We start from the raw sequence: 17,549 nt of genomic DNA on the forward strand, positions 1-17,549 counted from the left end.
AACGCGGTAAAACCGCATAAAAAAAGCCAGCATTAGCTGGCTTTTTTATCTGTTGAGCGGCCCTGTCCAGGTATCAACCTATTTCAGGACTCGTCATATCAATCATTATGCTTTGTTTACAAAGTCTTCGCCTAACGTGATATCTGCTTTTAATGTAGGCAGCATCTCGTTCATGGCTTTTTGCTCGTAAGCGCTTAAAGCACCAATTGGTAATAAAGCTTCAACACCGTTTTTACCTAAAGTAATAGGCTGAGCGAAGAAACGGGCGTGTTCGCCGTTGCCTTCAACATAAGCGTATTCAGTGACAGCTTCGCCTTGCAGACCTTTTACCAAAGATACGCAGAAACGGGCAGCTGCCTGACCCATAGATAAAGTTGCTGAACCGCCACCGGCTTTTGCTTCCACAACTTCAGTACCGGCATTCTGGATACGGTAAGTTAAGGAAGAAATCTCTTCATCAGTGAAGCTCACACCATCAACCTGAGACAACAAAGGCAGAATAGTAGTACCGCTGTGACCGCCAATTACCGGAACAATAACGTTGGCCGGGTTTTTGCCTTTTAATTCACCAACAAAGGTTTCAGCGCGGATCACGTCAAGTGTGGTTACACCAAACAGACGTTTTGCATCATAAGTACCGGCTTTTTTGAAAACTTCAGCAGCGATAGCAACAGTCGTATTCACCGGGTTAGTGATAATACCCACCAGAGCTTTTGGACATTGTTGCACAATAGCTTCAGCCAGTGTCTTCACAACACCTGCGTTGATGTTAAACAAGTCTGAACGATCCATACCTGGTTTGCGCGGCATACCGGCTGGGATCATCACGATATCAGCGCCTGCCAGGGCAGTGTTTAAATCTTCTTTACCATGGCCTGTCACTTTTACAGCTGTAGGGATATGGCTTAAATCTACCGCGACGCCTGGAGTGACCGGAGCCAGGTCGTATAACGCTAAATCCGTACCGGCTGGCAGGTTTAACTTCAGTAATAAAGATAAGGCCTGACCGATACCACCAGCAGCACCTAATACGGCAACTTTCATGCTATTCTCCCAATTTACGGTTCTGTTAAAAAACGCGCCCAACAATACTGAAATCATGGGCAAATTACAAATGACTTCTGCTTATTGTGCGCAATAAAAACACCAAGTAGAACACGGTTTCCAGCGAATAGATATTCACCAAAAGTCTAGCCATTTTAGCTTAACTGCATCGATTTTACTGCCTTCGTTCGTCAGCTGTGGTAACTTTGCTCAAACCGGCCGGTAAATTTGCAAAGAAAGATAAATGATGACTAAACAATCCAAACAAGAAGCGCTCATCTCTGCTTTTAAATCTCTGCTGAAGGAAGAGCGTTTTGGCTCCCAAAGTGACATTGTTGAAGCATTAAAAGCCGAGGGCTTTGACAATGTGAGTCAATCAAAAGTCTCCAGAATGCTGAGCAGATATGGTGCAGTACGTACCCGTAATGCCAGGCAGGAGATGGTGTATTGTTTGCCCCCAGAGCTGGGAGTACCAACCACCAAAAGCCCATTGCGCCAACTGGTGCTTGATATAGAACACAATGATGTCATGATTATTATCCGCACCAGCCCCGGAGCAGCTCAGCTGATAGCACGTTTGCTGGATTCCGTCGGAAAAGCCGAAGGAGTACTTGGTACTATTGCCGGTGATGACACTATTTTTATTGCCCCCACCAGTGTTAAAAATATCAATCAGACTTTGTGTAACGTCACCGCATTATTTGAAACTGTTTAATCAGCTTGACGCCTGAATGCCGGTTTATAAACCGGCTTCCTGCTCCATAAAACTGATTGACGGTGCAAAAAATGCAGCGCCACAGTCAGCCTGAACATAATCCAGCAACAAATCATAATTCTGTTGCCCACTCTGCCCCATCCGGTTTTTCAGCCATTGCAAATAGGCTCTGCCATCAGCAGAAAAACCTAGTGTAAGCATACCCTGCACTTTTAACTGCCCGTAAGGCATATTCTGAAACAACAATGGTAAAACCCTTGATTCTTCAGACGTCAGCGCTGCTGTGACCGCATGGCTTTGTCCGGATAACTGAGCGCTGGCGATGAAACTGCCATCCATTTTTTTATAACCCATAATCAGCTCTTGCTGATTTTGCGTCAGTTGTTGCCAGCGATTTAAATCGAGACGATATCGCTGAAAATGTAAATAACTGCCGCCTGCAAATAAAGGATCATTATCTTCTGAGACTAATGCTAACTCGCGTTTTCTTTTACCTTTAGGAGCGCCTGGCTGATCAATAAATCCTGTCAGATCACGACCATCCATATATCTGAATGCATGAATTTGCTCCTGAACTTCGACATGAGGTTGTAATAACTGAAAACATTGTTGTGCAGCCAGATGTAAAACATCATAACGATCAGAGCGAATTTGCAAAAGTAAATCAAAGGGTGATGCCGGCATATCTAAATCATCAACCACCAGCGGAGGAAATGACTGCAGCTCTTGAGGTCTGGCAGAAGGATAAAGCGAATCCCAATAACCTGCCCCGACCGCGATCACTGCAGATAAATTTGACTCCGAGAATTGATCAGACAGTCGCTGAATCAAAGCATGTAGCCTGGCTAGCTGCACCCGAAGCAATGCATGATGCCCATCTAATACATTGATAAGAAACACAAATCCATGTAAGTTTGCTTCAGCACAAATACCAAACTGCTCGCGTGCCATGTGGGGGTGGACTCCGGAAAACTCAGAGGATAAAGGCTGACAGGATAATATTTTGACTCCGAAATTACCATCCTTTGCGCTATAACTGACAATTGCACCTTCACAGTGTGAGATATATCTCACATATTAGTAAGCCATCACAGATTTTACATACAACAAATTCATAACAAATAAACATAATCATATGTTTTTAAAAGAATTAATCACCAAGTTCCTATATTGCAATCTTATTTCAGCAATCGCTGTTTTCCTACAAGGCGCATGGAACTGTCGTTTTAATTCATACTGTGTTTACTGGATTTGAAGGAACAAAGCCTGAGCAAGGATACAGCGGCAGGCGAAGGATGTAACACGGATTCAGGAAGTTCAGGAAGAACTCTACTGTAAGGATGACGGTAGCAAGGATAAGGACAGCTCAGGAAGAGCTTTAAAATCACGGATGATTTTAACAGGGACTGTGTGACAGCTCAGGACGAGCTTTAGGATCAGGATGAGCCTAACAGGGACAGTAGGACAGTTCAGGACGAGCTTTAGGATCAGGATGATTCTAACAGGGACGGTAGGACAGCTCAGGAAGAGCTTTAGGATCAGGATGATTCTAACAGGGACAGTAGGACAGCTCAGGACGAGCTTAAAATCAGGACGATTTTAATATGGATAGCGGACAGCTCAGGATGAGCTGAAGTAATACCCTGCGGTGGCAGTGTTTTACGTAGCATGGATGTTGAAACCTTCACAGCGCGATAGAACTCCGAAAGGAGTCAGGGATGAATAAACCCGCAAGGGTTACAATATGGATATTGTAAAAGTCTTATGGTGGCCGCACTTTTTAGTGCGGCCTTCCTTTTTTAGCTCATTGATTTTAGTCTCTGGTATTAATGCGGAACCAGACCTATGACTTGTATGGCAACTGCAATTTGATAAACAAGTCCGCCCTGAATGCTCATCCGCAACTCTGGCACTGGCGATACAGAATAGCCGCGGCTTTTCAATGTTCAGGTTGTTTTAGTGTCGACCAGATGCAAGTCCGGCGTTAAGGAACGCTGTCAAATCACCACACCAAATAAACCATCCGGTTTTCTACTGCATTTTTCAGATAACAAGTCGATTTCCCTAGCCTGATAAAACGGCTGAGCAACTGAAGAATACTTTTTGCACGGATAAGTGACGGCAGACGGGTGAAATATTTTCAGCTGTTGTTTTTACACTTTTCGGCGAAGAAATGTACTGCTACATTAACGTTGCACAAAATAATAACGGCTATAAAGCCAGTGCATGAAAAAACCCCGTAAGCAAACACCTACGGGGCTGTCTGATAAAGACAAAGGACAAGGATAGACGACTAAGTGGGTTAAGTTCGTTTGCAAAGTGAGCCTCTAGGGCTAGCTGCTCACTTTGCAAACCGCTTCCGGCAGGCCCCCACCGAACCTGCCAGACTGCTTACTTAGATGATGAAACAAATTCAGGGTAAGCTTCTACACCACACTCTGAACGGTCTACACCATCATATTCTTCCTGCTCACTGACCCGAATACCCATCACCAGCTTCAGGACATACCAAACCACCAGACTAGTCACAAAGACCCAGACAAAGATGGTAGCAGCACCAATCAACTGGCCAGTGAATGACGCGGAGTCTTTGGTTAAAGGCACTATTAATAAACCAAATAAACCAACCACACCGTGTACAGAAATAGCACCCACTGGGTCGTCAATTTTCAGTTTATCCAGCGCAACAATAGCAGCCACTACAATAACACCGGCAATTGCGCCAAAAATGGTGGCTTGCAGTGGTGTTGGTGTTGAAGGTTCAGCCGTAATAGCCACCAGACCTGCCAAAGCACCGTTCAGCACCATGGTTAAATCGGCTTTACGGAACAACAACATAGCAACCACTAAAGATGCCAGCGCGCCACCAACTGCAGCTGCGTTGGTATTCACAAATACCATGGCAACACCGTGGGCATTACCAATATCAGCCAGCTTTAACATAGAACCACCGTTAAAACCGAACCAGCCCATCCACAGAATTAAGGTGCCTAAAGTGGCCATTGGCATGTTACAACCAGGGAACGCATGGGCTTTGCCGTCTTTGCCATATTTGCCTTTACGGGCGCCAAGCAATAACACACCAGCAAGTGCTGCTGCGCCACCGGCTAAATGCACAATACCTGAGCCGGCAAAATCAGAAAAACCATAATCAGCAAGCGTGTACAAACCAAATACCGACTGACCACCCCAGGTCCAGGAACCTTCCATTGGGTAGATAAAACCACACATCACTACTGCAAATGCAAAGAATGCCCAGAGTTTCATCCGTTCAGCCACAGCGCCAGACACAATGGACATGGCTGTTGCCACAAAGACCACCTGAAAGAAAAAATCTGATGCTTTGGAATAAATGGCTTTACCGGTAAAACCATTTTCGCGTTCGGCAAAACCTGCCAAAGTGACGTCCACATCCATGGCTTCAATGCCGGTCAAGAAAAAACCGCCGCCGTACATAAACTGATAACCACAGACCAGATACATCAAACAGGCAATGGCGTATAAAGCGAAGTTTTTGGTCAGAATTTCAGTGGTGTTTTTTGCCCGCACCAAACCAGATTCCAGCATGGCAAAACCAGCAGCCATCCACATCACCAAGGCACCACAAACTAAAAAGTAAAATGTGTCGATCGCAAACTGTAAATGATAAATTTGTTCTTGCATGAGCTACTCCTAGATGGCTTCTGAGTCCATTTCACCAGTGCGGATCCGGATCACTTGCTCCAGATCGTAAACAAAAATTTTGCCATCGCCGATGCGGCCAGTATGCGCAGCGGTTTGAATGGCCTGTAATAAGCGGTCCACATTTTCGTCCAGCGTGGCAATTTCCAGCTTCACTTTAGGCAGAAAATCCACCTGATACTCAGCACCGCGGTACAGTTCAGTGTGACCTTTCTGCCGGCCAAAACCTTTCACTTCAGTGACCGTCAGGCCTTCAATTCCGATGTCCGCTATGGCTTCGCGGACATCATCAAGCTTAAATGGCTTGATAATGGCACATACCAGTTTCATAAAATTTATCCTTGTTGGGTTGGGCCGGGCGCAAACCAGACCTTCTCTTGTTGCAGTTGCAATAAAGATAAGAAAACCTTGTGCCATGTTTTTTATTTATTTTAAAACAATAACTTATTGATTCACGGCGGATTCAAGGCAAAAAAAACGCACCAAGTCGGTGCGTTATTTCCCTGCCGGAGTGCAGCCTGTTGAAAGCTTGTTGTTTATTTTTTCGGTAAAAATTTTTGCCATTCACCAAGTAAATGTATGAAATCTTCCAGACCACATTCAGCCGTTAAGCTGGCATCGTCTGTGGTGAGCTCTGCTTCAAGCTCGGCATCCCGTTCGTCAAACTGACCTACACTATGGTGGTACACCAGCACTTCCTGCCGCTCAACTTTTAAAATGTATTCGCGTCCTTCAAACTGATATTCAGTGTAAGGACCGATGTTTTGCAACTGCTCCAATAACGGCTGATAAGCCAGTGCATTGCGCTCAAATTCATCCAGCAAAAAGCGTTGCAGCGCATGTTGCTCCATCGGCAGCTTAAGCTGATAAATCCGGCTGTCGGGCAGATAAATAAAATCAAATTCCACTTTGCCGCTCCTCAGTTTTACTCAAAGCTGTTTTGCAGCCTGCATTTTTGGTTTAAAAAAACAAAGGGGCCCGCCAGCGGACCCCTTGTTGTTTTATAACAATAGCTTACACAGCTTGTTGCACTATCACATTAGATGCAATTTGCGTGTACTGCGCCATCTGATGGAAATTCAGGTAACGGTAAGTATCCGCTGCTGTAGTTTCAATCTGTTTGGCGTATTCCAGGTACTCAGGCACTGTTGGCAGACGGCCGATAATAGATGCAACCGCAGCTAATTCAGCAGAAGCCAGATACACGTTAGCGCCCTGACCTAAACGGTTCGGGAAGTTACGGGTAGAGGTAGATACCACAGTGGTGTTGTCGCCAACACGAGCCTGGTTACCCATACAAAGTGAACAGCCCGGGATCTCAATACGGGCGCCAACACGGCCGTAAATACCGTAATAACCTTCTTCAGTCAGCTGATCTTTGTCCATCTTGGTTGGCGGAGCAATCCACAGACGGGTTGGGATCTGGCCTTTGAACTTATCTAACAGTTTACCAGCGGCACGGAAGTGACCGATGTTGGTCATACAAGAACCGATGAACACTTCATCAATCTTGTCGCCTTGTACAGATGACAATAAACGGGCGTCATCCGGATCGTTTGGCGCACACAAAATTGGCTCTTTAATGTCTGCTAAATCAATTTCAATCACAGCTGCATATTCAGCATCAGCGTCCGCACGTTCCAGTTTTGGATTATCAAGCCAGGCTTGCATCGCATTGATACGACGCTCGATGGTGCGTACATCACCGTAACCTTCAGCAATCATCCACTTCAGCATCACGATGTTTGATTCCAGATACTCGGCAACTGAAGCTTCAGATAAAGTGATAGTACAACCGGCAGCTGAACGCTCGGCAGAAGCGTCAGATAATTCAAAGGCTTGCTCAGCAGTTAATTGCTCCAGACCTTCAATTTCCAGCACGCGACCAGAGAAAATATTGACCTTGCCTTTTTTCTCAACTGTCAGCAGACCTTGTTGGATTGCATAGTATGGAATGGCATGCACTAAATCACGCAGCGTGATACCAGGCTGCATTTCACCTTTAAAACGCACCAGCACTGATTCAGGCATATCCAGTGGCATCACGCCTGTGGCAGCAGCAAAAGCCACTAAACCAGAACCTGCCGGGAATGAAATGCCCAGTGGGAAACGGGTGTGTGAGTCACCACCTGTACCTACAGTGTCTGGTAACAACATCCGGTTTAACCAGCTGTGAATAACACCATCACCAGGACGCAGCGAAATACCACCGCGGTTCATAATGAAATCTGGCAGCGTGTGGTGAGTGTTTACGTCAACAGGCTTTGGATAAGCGGCAGTGTGACAGAAAGACTGCATCACTAAATCGGCAGAAAAACCTAAACAAGCGAGGTCTTTTAATTCATCACGGGTCATAGGACCTGTAGTGTCTTGCGAACCTACTGTGGTCATTTTTGGTTCACAGTATTGGCCAGGACGAATACCTTTTACGCCACAAGCTTTACCGACCAGTTTTTGCGCCAGGGTAAAACCTTTAGTGGTCACTTCAGTCACGGCCGGACGTTCAAACACTGTTGAATGTGGCAGACCCATAGCTTCACGGGCTTTGTCAGTTAAACCACGACCGATAATCAGTGGAATACGGCCACCGGCACGCACTTCGTCAAGCAGCACGTTAGAGCGCAGTTCAAAAGTAGAAATCACTTCGTCAGTGCCATGACGTTTCACCACACCCTGGTGTGGGAAAATATCAATCACATCGCCCATCGCCATTTTGTTTACATCAAGCTCGATTGGTAATGAACCAGAATCTTCCATGGTGTTAAAGAAAATTGGTGCAATTTTGCCGCCTAAACAAACACCACCAGTGCGTTTGTTTGGTACAAATGGCATGTCATCACCCATAAACCACAACACTGAGTTGGTGGCTGATTTACGGCTTGAACCTGTACCTACCACGTCACCGACATAAGCCAGTGGGAAGCCTTTGGCGATCAGCGCTTCAATTTGTTTCACCGGGCCTTTAGAACCAGGAACATCCGGCTCGATACCATCACGCACGTTTTTCAGCATGGCTAAAGCGTGCAGAGGAATATCAGGACGTGACCAGGCATCAGGTGCTGGTGACAAATCGTCAGTGTTGGTTTCACCTGTGACTTTAAACACAGTCACAGTGATTTTTTCCGGGATTGCAGGTTTGCTGGTAAACCATTCGGCATCAGCCCAGCTTTGCATTACAGCTTTGGCATGAGCGTTACCAGCGTCGGCTTTTTCTTTCACATCATGGAAAGAATCAAACATCAGTAATGTGTGAGACAAACCTTTGGCCGCTAAAGCACCTAATTTTGGGCTGTCCAGCAGGTCGATCATTGGCTGAATGTTGTAACCGCCAAACATAGTGCCCAGCAGTTCAGTCGCGCGCTCTGGCGACACTAAAGGGCTTGAAACTTCACCTTTGGCAACAGCAGTTAAAAAACCGGCTTTTACATAAGCGGCTTCATCTACACCTGGTGGAATACGGTTTTCTAATAAATCAACCAGAACAGCTTCTTCGCCTTTTGGTGGATTTTTTAATAATTCGGTTAATGATGCCACTTGCACAGCGTTTAACGGCAGTGGAGGAATGCCCTGAGCGGCACGTTCGGCCACATGTTCACGGTATTGTTGAAGCACAGTAATGTCCTCTGGTTGGTCCACTGCAACCTGTATTACAGCGGTTTTCAGTCGAATCTAAACAGGCTGGATTATAAGAAAAAAACGCCTGAATTGACATGCAAGTATAAGCAGCTGGGCTTATAGTGGGTATAAGTTTGGTGAATGATGATAGCGTTTTAAACAGTGTTTGAAAATACAAATCCGCTTGCTGCCCTGCGCTTTTTACCCATAGCAAAAAGGCCGCTAAGCGGCCTTTTTATCTGTTTTCAGTTGCAGAGCAAAACTGCAGCCAAACTGAATTACCAGATTTTCACGCGTTTTTCCGGTGCAATATACATTTTGTCGCCTTCTTTCACGTCAAAAGCGGTATAGAACTCAGGAATATTGGAAACGATACCAATAACACGATATTCGCTTGGTGAATGTGGGTCAGTCAGCAACATGTTGCGCAGGTATTCTTCACGGCCTTTACGACGCCATACCTGAGACCAGCTTAAGAAGAAACGCTGTTCGCCGGTAAAACCGTCGATCACTGGTGCGTCTTTGCCTTCCAGCGATAGCTTATAAGCTTTTAACGCCACTGTTAAACCGCCTAAGTCACCAATGTTTTCACCTAAGGTCAGCTCGCCGTTGACGTGCATGCCTTCCAGTGGTGAATATTGGTTATATTGTTCAACCAACTGTTTGCCGCGTTTTTCAAACTCGGTTTTATCCGCTTCAGTCCACCAGTTACGCAGGTTACCGTCACCGTCAAACTTCGCGCCCTGGTCGTCAAAACCATGGCCTAATTCGTGACCAATCACAGCACCGATACCACCGTAGTTCACGGCATCGTCGGCTTCCAGATTAAAAAACGGTGGTTGCAGAATTGCAGCAGGGAACACAATTTCATTGTTCACCGGGTTGTAATAAGCATTCACTGTTTGTGGGGTCATAAACCATTCTGAACGGTCAATTGGCTTGCCCAGCTTGTTCAGCATCTGGCCATAAGCAAATTGGGCAGCAGCTTTGTAGTTGCCTACTAAATCGTCGGCTTTAATGCTCAGGTTGGAATAGTCTTTCCACTTGTCCGGGTAACCAATTTTTGGTGTGAACTTGTTCAGCTTTTCATGGGCCGCTTTTTTCGTTTCCGGCGTCATCCATTCCAGCGTATCAATGCTCTGGTGGTAAGCTTTAATCAGGTTTTGTACCAGCACTTCCATCCGCGCTTTGGCTTCTGGTTTAAAGTGTTCAGCCACATAGAGTTTACCGACCACTTCACCTAACACTTCATCAGAAGCGTTAACGGCTTTTTTCCAGCGTGGTTGTTGTTCAGTGGTGCCGGATAAAGTTTTGCCGTAGAAGTCAAACTGACGATCAACAAAATTTTTGCTTAATTTACCTGAATATTCAGACACTAAGCGGATAGACAGATAGTCTTTCCAGCTTTGCAGATCGGTTTCTTTAAAAATTTTACCAAAAGCTTCAAAATAACTTGGTTGCTCAACGATGATTTCGTTCACCGCATCCAGTTTCACTGCTTTGGCATAAGTTTCCCACGGGAAATCACCCAAGGCTTTGACTAAATCTGCTTTGGCAAACTTGTTGTAAGTTTTGTCAGCATCACGGTTTTCAACACGGCTCCAGTGTTTATCCGCAATTTTGGTTTCCAGTGCCATCACACGTTCAGCTGCTTTTTCAGCATCAGCAACGCCAGCCAGCGTCAGCATATCTTTGATATAACTGACATAAGCGGCGCGGATGGTTTTGAATTTTTCTTCGTCTTTAAAGTAATAATCACGGTCTGGTAAACCCAGGCCTGACTGACCTAAATACACCGCATATTGAGTTGAGTTTTTCGCGTCGTTATTGACATACCAGCCCATTGGCAAAGTAGTGCCAATAAACTGCAATTCACCCATTACAGTGGCCAGTTCAGTTAAATCTTTGACAGCAGCAATTTTGGCTAAATCAGCTTCAATTGGCTTGGCGCCTAAAGCTTCAACTGCAGCTTCATTCATATAGCTGTTGTAAAAATCACCGAGCTTTTGCTCATCAGTGCCGGCAACTTTGTCAGTTTTGGCAGCGGCAGCTTCAATAATAGTGCGCATAGCCAGCTGAGAATCGTCGTATAACTTAGTGAAAGCACCGTAGTTAGACTTGTCAGCAGGAATTTCTGTTTTAGCAAGCCAGGTGCCGTTGACACTGTAAAAGAAGTTTTCGGTATGTTTAACAGCGGGGTCGAAGTTTTCCTGTTCAACGCCAGATACTAAAGTTTTGGCAGGCTCGGCCGCTTTCACTTCAGGGGCAGCTGTTGTTGCCGGTGCTTGTGGTGCTTTGTCACAAGCCACTAAACCGAGTGCCAGCGCGACACTGGCCGCCAGCAGGGTAATTTTTTTCATTGGTGTTTTTCCTGATTGGAGGGACGGGAATACAATTACGAGAAATATACTAACCGCTTCGTTAGCAACTACACAATGATGTCTTTACACAAGTTGTAACAGAATGCGACAACTTTGCTGCATTTTGCAGCAGGTGGACAAAAACAGCTGAGCGCAGCAGAGAATTCACAATCACAGACCCATTTGCCAGAAACAACAAAGGCCGCAATGCGGCCTTTGTTTTTTTAAAGCAAAATCAGAAGATTATTTCTTTTTAGCTTTTGGGTTTGGCAGGTCAGTGATTGAACCTTCGTACATCTCAGCCGCTAAACCAATAGACTCGTTCAGCGTTGGGTGAGCGTGAATAGTTAAAGCGATATCTTCAGCATCAGCTCCCATTTCAACCGCTAAACAAATTTCACCCAACATTTCACCGGCGTTGATACCGACAATAGCGCCACCCAGAATGCGGTGCGTTTCTTTGTCGAAAATCAGTTTAGTGAAACCTTCAGTACGAGCTGAAGCAATAGCACGGCCAGAAGCTGCCCATGGGAAAGTCGCTGTTTCAACTGCAACGCCTTTTTCTTTGGCTTCTTTTTCAGTGATACCAACCCAGGCCATTTCCGGATCTGTGTAAGCCACTGAAGGAATGCAACGTGGGTCGAAGAAGTGTTTTAAACCAGAAATCACTTCAGCAGCCACATGACCTTCGTGCACAGCTTTGTGCGCCAACATTGGCTGACCAATCACGTCACCAATGGCGTAAATATGACCAACGTTGGTACGCAGTTGTTTATCTACATTGATAAAACCACGCTCGTCAACGTTTACACCAGCTTTCACTGCGTCTAACAGTGCGCCATTTGGACGACGGCCTACAGCCACTAAAATTTTGTCAAAACGTACTGGCGCGGCCGGTGCGTTTTTGCCTTCGAAAGTCACGTACAGGCCATCAGCTTTAGCTTCAACGGCTGTCACTTTGGTCGACAACATGATGTTGAAATTGTCTTTGTTGTATTTGGTATAAACCTTCACCAAATCAGCATCAGCAGCTGGAACCAGCTGGTCAGCAAATTCAACCACAGATACTTTAGAGCCCAGAGCACGGTACACAGTACCCATTTCCAGACCGATAATACCGCCACCTAATACCAGCATTTCGCCTGGAATGTCTTTCAGCTCCAGAGCGCCGGTTGAATCAATCACCCGTGGGTCATCTTTTGGAATAAATGGCAAAGCCACTGGCTCAGAACCGGCAGCGATAATAGCGTGTTCAAAAGTAATAGTAGTGTCACCGGCAACCAGCGTATTTGGGCCTGTGAACTTGCCGTAACCAGTCACAACTTTGACTTTGCGCATTTTTGACATGCCGGCTAAGCCGTTGGTCAGCTGACCAACCACTTTGTCTTTCCAGGCACGGATTTTATCTAAATCAATTTGTGGTGCACCAAAAGTAACACCATGAGAAGCCATTTCACGGGCATCATCAATCACTTTGGCCACATGTAATAAAGCTTTTGAAGGGATACAACCGACGTTTAAACAAACACCACCAAGTGTGCTGCGTGCTTCAACTAAAGTCACTTCCAGACCTAAGTCAGCGGCGCGGAAAGCTGCAGAATAACCACCAGGGCCAGCGCCCAGTACCACTACTTGTGTTTTGATTTCGTTGCTCATCGTATTACCTTTGATTATCGGGGCGATTTTCCAACAGCCAGATGTAGGGTACGGCTGTCAGGCGAAAAAAGTGGCGGAATTTTAACATCAGTGCCGCCGCTCTGTAACCAAGATTTGCAGGTTAGCGCCCTTTTATCTGCGCTAACCTGCGTCATTTACATAATGATCTGACGGATATCGGCCAGATAAGAAGCCAATGTCGCGGTAAAACGCGCCGCCAGCGCACCGTCAATCACCCGGTGGTCGTAAGACACTGACAGTGGCACCATCAACCTTGGTTCAAACTCTTTGCCGTTCCATTTTGGTTTAATGTCAGATTTTGACACCCCCAGAATGGCCACTTCCGGCGCGTTGACAATAGGCGTAAATGCCGTGCCACCAATGCCACCCAGGCTGGAGATGGTAAAACAACCACCTTGCATATCAGCGGCCGTCAGTTTGCCTTCACGCGCTTTCACAGAAATATCCTGCAGCTCACGCGATAGTTCGATAATGCCTTTTTTGTTTACGTCACGCACCACAGGCACCACTAAACCGTTTGGCGTGTCTACTGCTATGCCTAAGTGCACGTATTTCTTCAGAATGAGGCTTGCGCCATCTTCAGAAAGTGAGCTGTTAAAGGTTGGGAACTCTTCCAGCGCTTTGGCAACAGCCTTCATAATAAACACCAGGGGTGTGTATTTCACGCCAAGCTTTTTCTTCTCAGCAAGGGTGTTTTGCTCTTTGCGGAAATCTTCTAAACCTGTGATATCAGCTTCGTCAAACTGAGTCACATGCGGAATACGCACCCAGTTACGGTGCAGGTTGTTGCCTGACAGCTTCTGAATACGGGACAAAGGTTTTTCTTCCACAGCACCAAACTTGGCAAAATCCACTTTTGGCCATGGAATTAAATCAAAACCAACACTGTTGCCGCTGCCGGTGACATTGCCTTTGCCAGACGCCACTTGCGCAATAATGTTTTTCACATAATTTTGCACATCTTCGCGCTGCACGCGGCCTTTACGGGCTGTGCCTGTGACCTTGGATAAATCTACACCAAACTCACGCGCTAAACGACGCACCACTGGGGATGCATGGGCATAAGCCTGGTTTTCAACAAAACCTGTGCTGGCTGGCGTTGCAGCTGCGACCGGAGCCGGCGCTGCCGAAACTGACGGTGCTGCAGGTGCAGCGGCCGCAACCGAAGCTGCTGGTGCTGAAACGGCTGGAGTCGCAACCGGCGCCGCAGCGCCAGTAGAGAACACAAATACCAAAGAACCTGTTGATACTTTGTCGCCCACTTTCACTTTAATTTCAGCAACGGTACCGGCAAATGGTGCTGGCACTTCCATCGCAGCTTTGTCACCTTCGACATTCAGCAAGGATTGATCGGCTTTGACCACATCACCCACTTTCACCATAATTTCAGTGACTTCAACAGCGTCACCGCCGATATCCGGCACTGTGATGTCTTGCAGCGTGGCCACTGTTGAGGCAACGGCTGCCGGAGCAGCAACGGCGACTGGTGCCGCGGCCGCAGCAACCGGGGCTGCGACAGGCGCAGGCGCAGCAGCTGCCGCACCTTCAAACACCATAATCAGCGAACCGGTTTTTACTTTGTCACCGGCTTTCACCCGCACTTCTTTTACTACACCGGCCTGAGGCGCTGGTACTTCCATCGCCGCTTTGTCGCCTTCAACACTTAATAATGATTGGTCAACGGACACTGTGTCACCGGCTTTCACCAGTACTTCGGTCACTTCAACTTCATCGGCACCAATATCTGGTACAAAAATTTCAATGCTCATTACAAATCCTCTTAGGCGAACAGCGGGTTCGGCTTGTTGGTGTCGATGCCAAAACGCACTATGGCGTCGCTCACCAGCTGCTTGTCAATTTCACCTTGTTTCGCCAGTTCACGCAGTGATGCCAGAACTATGTAACCGGCATTTACTTCGAAGTGACGACGCAGGTTTTCGCGGCTGTCAGAACGACCAAAACCATCGGTACCCAGCACTTTGTAAGAAACTGCCGGCACAAAAGCCCGCACCTGATCGGCGTAGTTTTTGATGTAGTCGGTGGCAGCGATCACCGGCGCTTTACCAAGCACCTGCGCTATATACGGTACTTTTTCCGCTTCATTCGGGTGCAGCATATTGTGGCGTTCACAATTCTGACCATCACGCGCCAGCTCGTTAAAGGAGGTCACAGAAAACACGTCAGAAGCAATACCATATTCTTCACTGAGGATTTCCGCAGCACGGCGCACTTCATTCAGAATGGTGCCAGAGCCTAACAGCTGCACCTTGGCTTTATTGCCAGAAAGCGTTTCCAGCTTATAGATACCACGGCGAATACCTTCTTCCGCGCCCACCGGCATCGCAGGGTGATGATAGTTTTCGTTCATCACAGTGATGTAGTAGTAGATGTTTTCCTGGGAAGCACCATACATACGACGGATACCGTCCTGAATAATCACAGCCAATTCATAAGCATAGGTTGGGTCATACGAAATACAGTTTGGCACTGTGCCAGCCAGAATATGGCTGTGACCATCTTCGTGTTGTAAACCTTCACCGTTTAACGTAGTGCGGCCGGCAGTAGCGCCTAACAGGAAACCACGGGCTTGTTGGTCACCCGCCAACCAGGCCATATCGCCAACACGCTGGAAACCAAACATCGAGTAGTAGATGTAGAACGGGATCATCGGCAGATCGTTGGTGCTGTAAGAAGTTGCAGCAGCCACCCAGGACGCCATAGCACCCAGCTCGTTAATACCTTCCTGTAATACCTGGCCTGAAGTCTCTTCTTTGTAATAAGAAACAATGGCGCGGTCTTCCGGCGTGTAAGTCTGGCCACGCGGGTTATAAATACCAATCTGACGGAACAAACCTTCCATACCAAAAGTACGGGCTTCGTCGGCAATAATTGGCACAATTTGTTTGCCGATGTTTTCATCTTTCAGCAGGATATTCAGGCCACGCACAAAAGCCATAGTGGTGGAAATTTCACGTTTTTGCTCTTCCAGCAAGCCTTCAAAAGCCGGTAACTCAGGCAAAGTCAGTGGCTTAGTGAAGTTTGGCAAACGCACCGGCGTGTAACCACTTAAAGCGGCACGACGTGCATGCAGGTATTGATGTTCTGGTGAACCTTCCGGCAGCTGAATATAAGGTAAAGACTGCACATCTTCTTCACTGATGTAATCTTCCAGACTCAGGCGCTTGCGGATTTGCAGCACATGGGTCATGTCCATTTTTTTCACCTGGTGGGCGATGTTTTTGCCTTCAGCGGCTTCACCCATGCCATAACCTTTAATGGTTTTGGCCAGAATGACTGTTGGACGACCTTTGGTTTCCTGAGCTGCTTTAAAAGCTGCATACAGTTTTGACGGTTCGTGACCACCACGTTTCAGTGCGAAAATCTCTTCATCCGTCATGTCAGCAACTAAGGCTGCGGTTTCCGGATAACGACCAAAGAAATGCTGACGCACATAAGCGCCGTCTTTGGCTTTGTAAGTCTGATAATCACCGTCAACGGTTTCGTTCATCAGCTCTAACAGTTTACCTGTGGTGTCTTTGGCCAATAATTTATCCCAGCCACTGCCCCACACTACTTTAATCACGTTCCAGCCGGCACCACGGAATAAACCTTCCAACTCCTGAATAATTTTGCCGTTGCCCATTACAGGGCCGTCCAGGCGTTGCAGGTTACAGTTCACCAGGAAACACAGGTTATCCAGTTTTTCACGGGCAGCAAAAGATAAGGAACCGCGGCTTTCCGGCTCGTCCATCTCGCCATCACCTAAGAAGGCATACACACGTTGCTGGCTGGTATCTTTCATACCACGGCCATCTAAATACTTCAGAAAACGCGCCTGATAAATAGAAGTAATAGGGCCTAAACCCATAGAAACAGTCGGGAACTGCCAGAATTCCGGCATTAATTTAGGATGCGGGTAAGAAGATAAACCTTCACCACCCACTTCCTGGCGGAAGTTGTCCAACTGATCGGCAGTTAAACGGCCTTCCACAAAAGCACGGGCGTAAATGCCAGGAGAAATATGGCCCTGGTAATACACTAAATCGCCACCGTCTTTTTCATTCGGTGCACGGAAAAAGTGGTTAAAACAGGTTTCATAAAATGCGGCTGAAGACTGGTAAGACGCCATATGGCCGCCTAAATCCAGCTCTTTTTTCGAGGCACGCAGCACTATCATAATGGCGTTCCAGCGAATGATAGAGCGGATACGTTTTTCCAGATTCACATCACCCGGATAAGCCGGTTCCTGCTGTGGCGGAATGGTATTGATATAGTTAGTGGTGATGCCGGTTGGCATGTCCACACCTTCCAGCCGTGCTTGCTCCAGTACCTGCTCTAACAGAAACTGGGCACGCTCAACACCTTCAGTGCGAACCACAGATTCAAGGGCTTCTAACCATTCTTTGGTTTCGAGCGCGTCGATGTCCACCTTACTGACTTCAGACATATCAATGTTT

General features: G+C 46.9%; 11 protein-coding genes. 1 reads left to right on the forward strand and 10 read right to left on the reverse strand.

What is annotated here, in order from left to right:
- Window positions 1-105 precede the first annotated feature (105 nt).
- Complete coding sequence (gene mdh, locus RCH83_RS16905; protein WP_306523958.1) at window positions 106-1,044, reverse strand: malate dehydrogenase; 939 nt, start codon at window positions 1,042-1,044, stop codon at window positions 106-108.
- Between the two features lie 244 nt (window positions 1,045-1,288).
- On the opposite strand from mdh, the gene argR reads away from it, so the two are divergent.
- On the forward strand, window positions 1,289-1,759 hold the full coding sequence (argR, locus tag RCH83_RS16910; RefSeq protein ID WP_306523959.1) for a transcriptional regulator ArgR: 471 nt from the start codon (window positions 1,289-1,291) through the stop codon (window positions 1,757-1,759).
- Window positions 1,760-1,783: 24 nt separating this feature from the next.
- On the opposite strand, the gene RCH83_RS16915 is transcribed toward argR, so the two are convergent.
- From RCH83_RS16915 to aceE, 9 genes are all read right to left on the reverse strand, one after another.
- Window positions 1,784-2,710 (reverse strand): Dyp-type peroxidase, encoded by a 927-nt coding sequence (locus RCH83_RS16915; protein ID WP_306523960.1) that lies wholly within the window; start codon window positions 2,708-2,710, stop codon window positions 1,784-1,786.
- Window positions 2,711-4,150: 1,440 nt separating this feature from the next.
- Window positions 4,151-5,422, reverse strand: coding sequence for an ammonium transporter (locus RCH83_RS16920; RefSeq protein ID WP_306523961.1), 1,272 nt, complete (start codon window positions 5,420-5,422; stop codon window positions 4,151-4,153).
- Between the two features lie 9 nt (window positions 5,423-5,431).
- A complete protein-coding gene (locus RCH83_RS16925; protein ID WP_260655559.1) occupies window positions 5,432-5,770 on the reverse strand; it encodes a P-II family nitrogen regulator in 339 nt (112 codons plus the stop codon).
- A gap of 206 nt (window positions 5,771-5,976) precedes the next feature.
- Entirely contained in the window at window positions 5,977-6,348 is a 372-nt protein-coding gene (locus RCH83_RS16930) for a YacL family protein (RefSeq protein WP_306523962.1), read from the reverse strand.
- Window positions 6,349-6,454: 106 nt separating this feature from the next.
- On the reverse strand, window positions 6,455-9,052 hold the full coding sequence (gene acnB, locus RCH83_RS16935) for a bifunctional aconitate hydratase 2/2-methylisocitrate dehydratase (RefSeq protein WP_306523963.1): 2,598 nt from the start codon (window positions 9,050-9,052) through the stop codon (window positions 6,455-6,457).
- A 281-nt stretch (window positions 9,053-9,333) separates the two neighbouring features.
- On the reverse strand, window positions 9,334-11,415 hold the full coding sequence (locus tag RCH83_RS16940) for a M13 family metallopeptidase (RefSeq protein WP_306523964.1): 2,082 nt from the start codon (window positions 11,413-11,415) through the stop codon (window positions 9,334-9,336).
- 243 nt (window positions 11,416-11,658) lie between these two features.
- Entirely contained in the window at window positions 11,659-13,071 is a 1,413-nt protein-coding gene (gene lpdA / locus RCH83_RS16945; RefSeq protein ID WP_306523965.1) for a dihydrolipoyl dehydrogenase, read from the reverse strand.
- A 155-nt stretch (window positions 13,072-13,226) separates the two neighbouring features.
- Window positions 13,227-14,861 (reverse strand): pyruvate dehydrogenase complex dihydrolipoyllysine-residue acetyltransferase, encoded by a 1,635-nt coding sequence (gene aceF, locus RCH83_RS16950; protein ID WP_306523966.1) that lies wholly within the window; start codon window positions 14,859-14,861, stop codon window positions 13,227-13,229.
- A gap of 11 nt (window positions 14,862-14,872) precedes the next feature.
- Complete coding sequence (aceE, locus tag RCH83_RS16955) at window positions 14,873-17,539, reverse strand: pyruvate dehydrogenase (acetyl-transferring), homodimeric type (RefSeq protein ID WP_306523967.1); 2,667 nt, start codon at window positions 17,537-17,539, stop codon at window positions 14,873-14,875.
- Window positions 17,540-17,549 lie beyond the last annotated feature (10 nt).

Origin of the sequence: Rheinheimera sp. (genome assembly GCF_030824435.1) — a bacterium.
GTDB lineage: Bacteria > Pseudomonadota > Gammaproteobacteria > Enterobacterales > Alteromonadaceae > Pararheinheimera.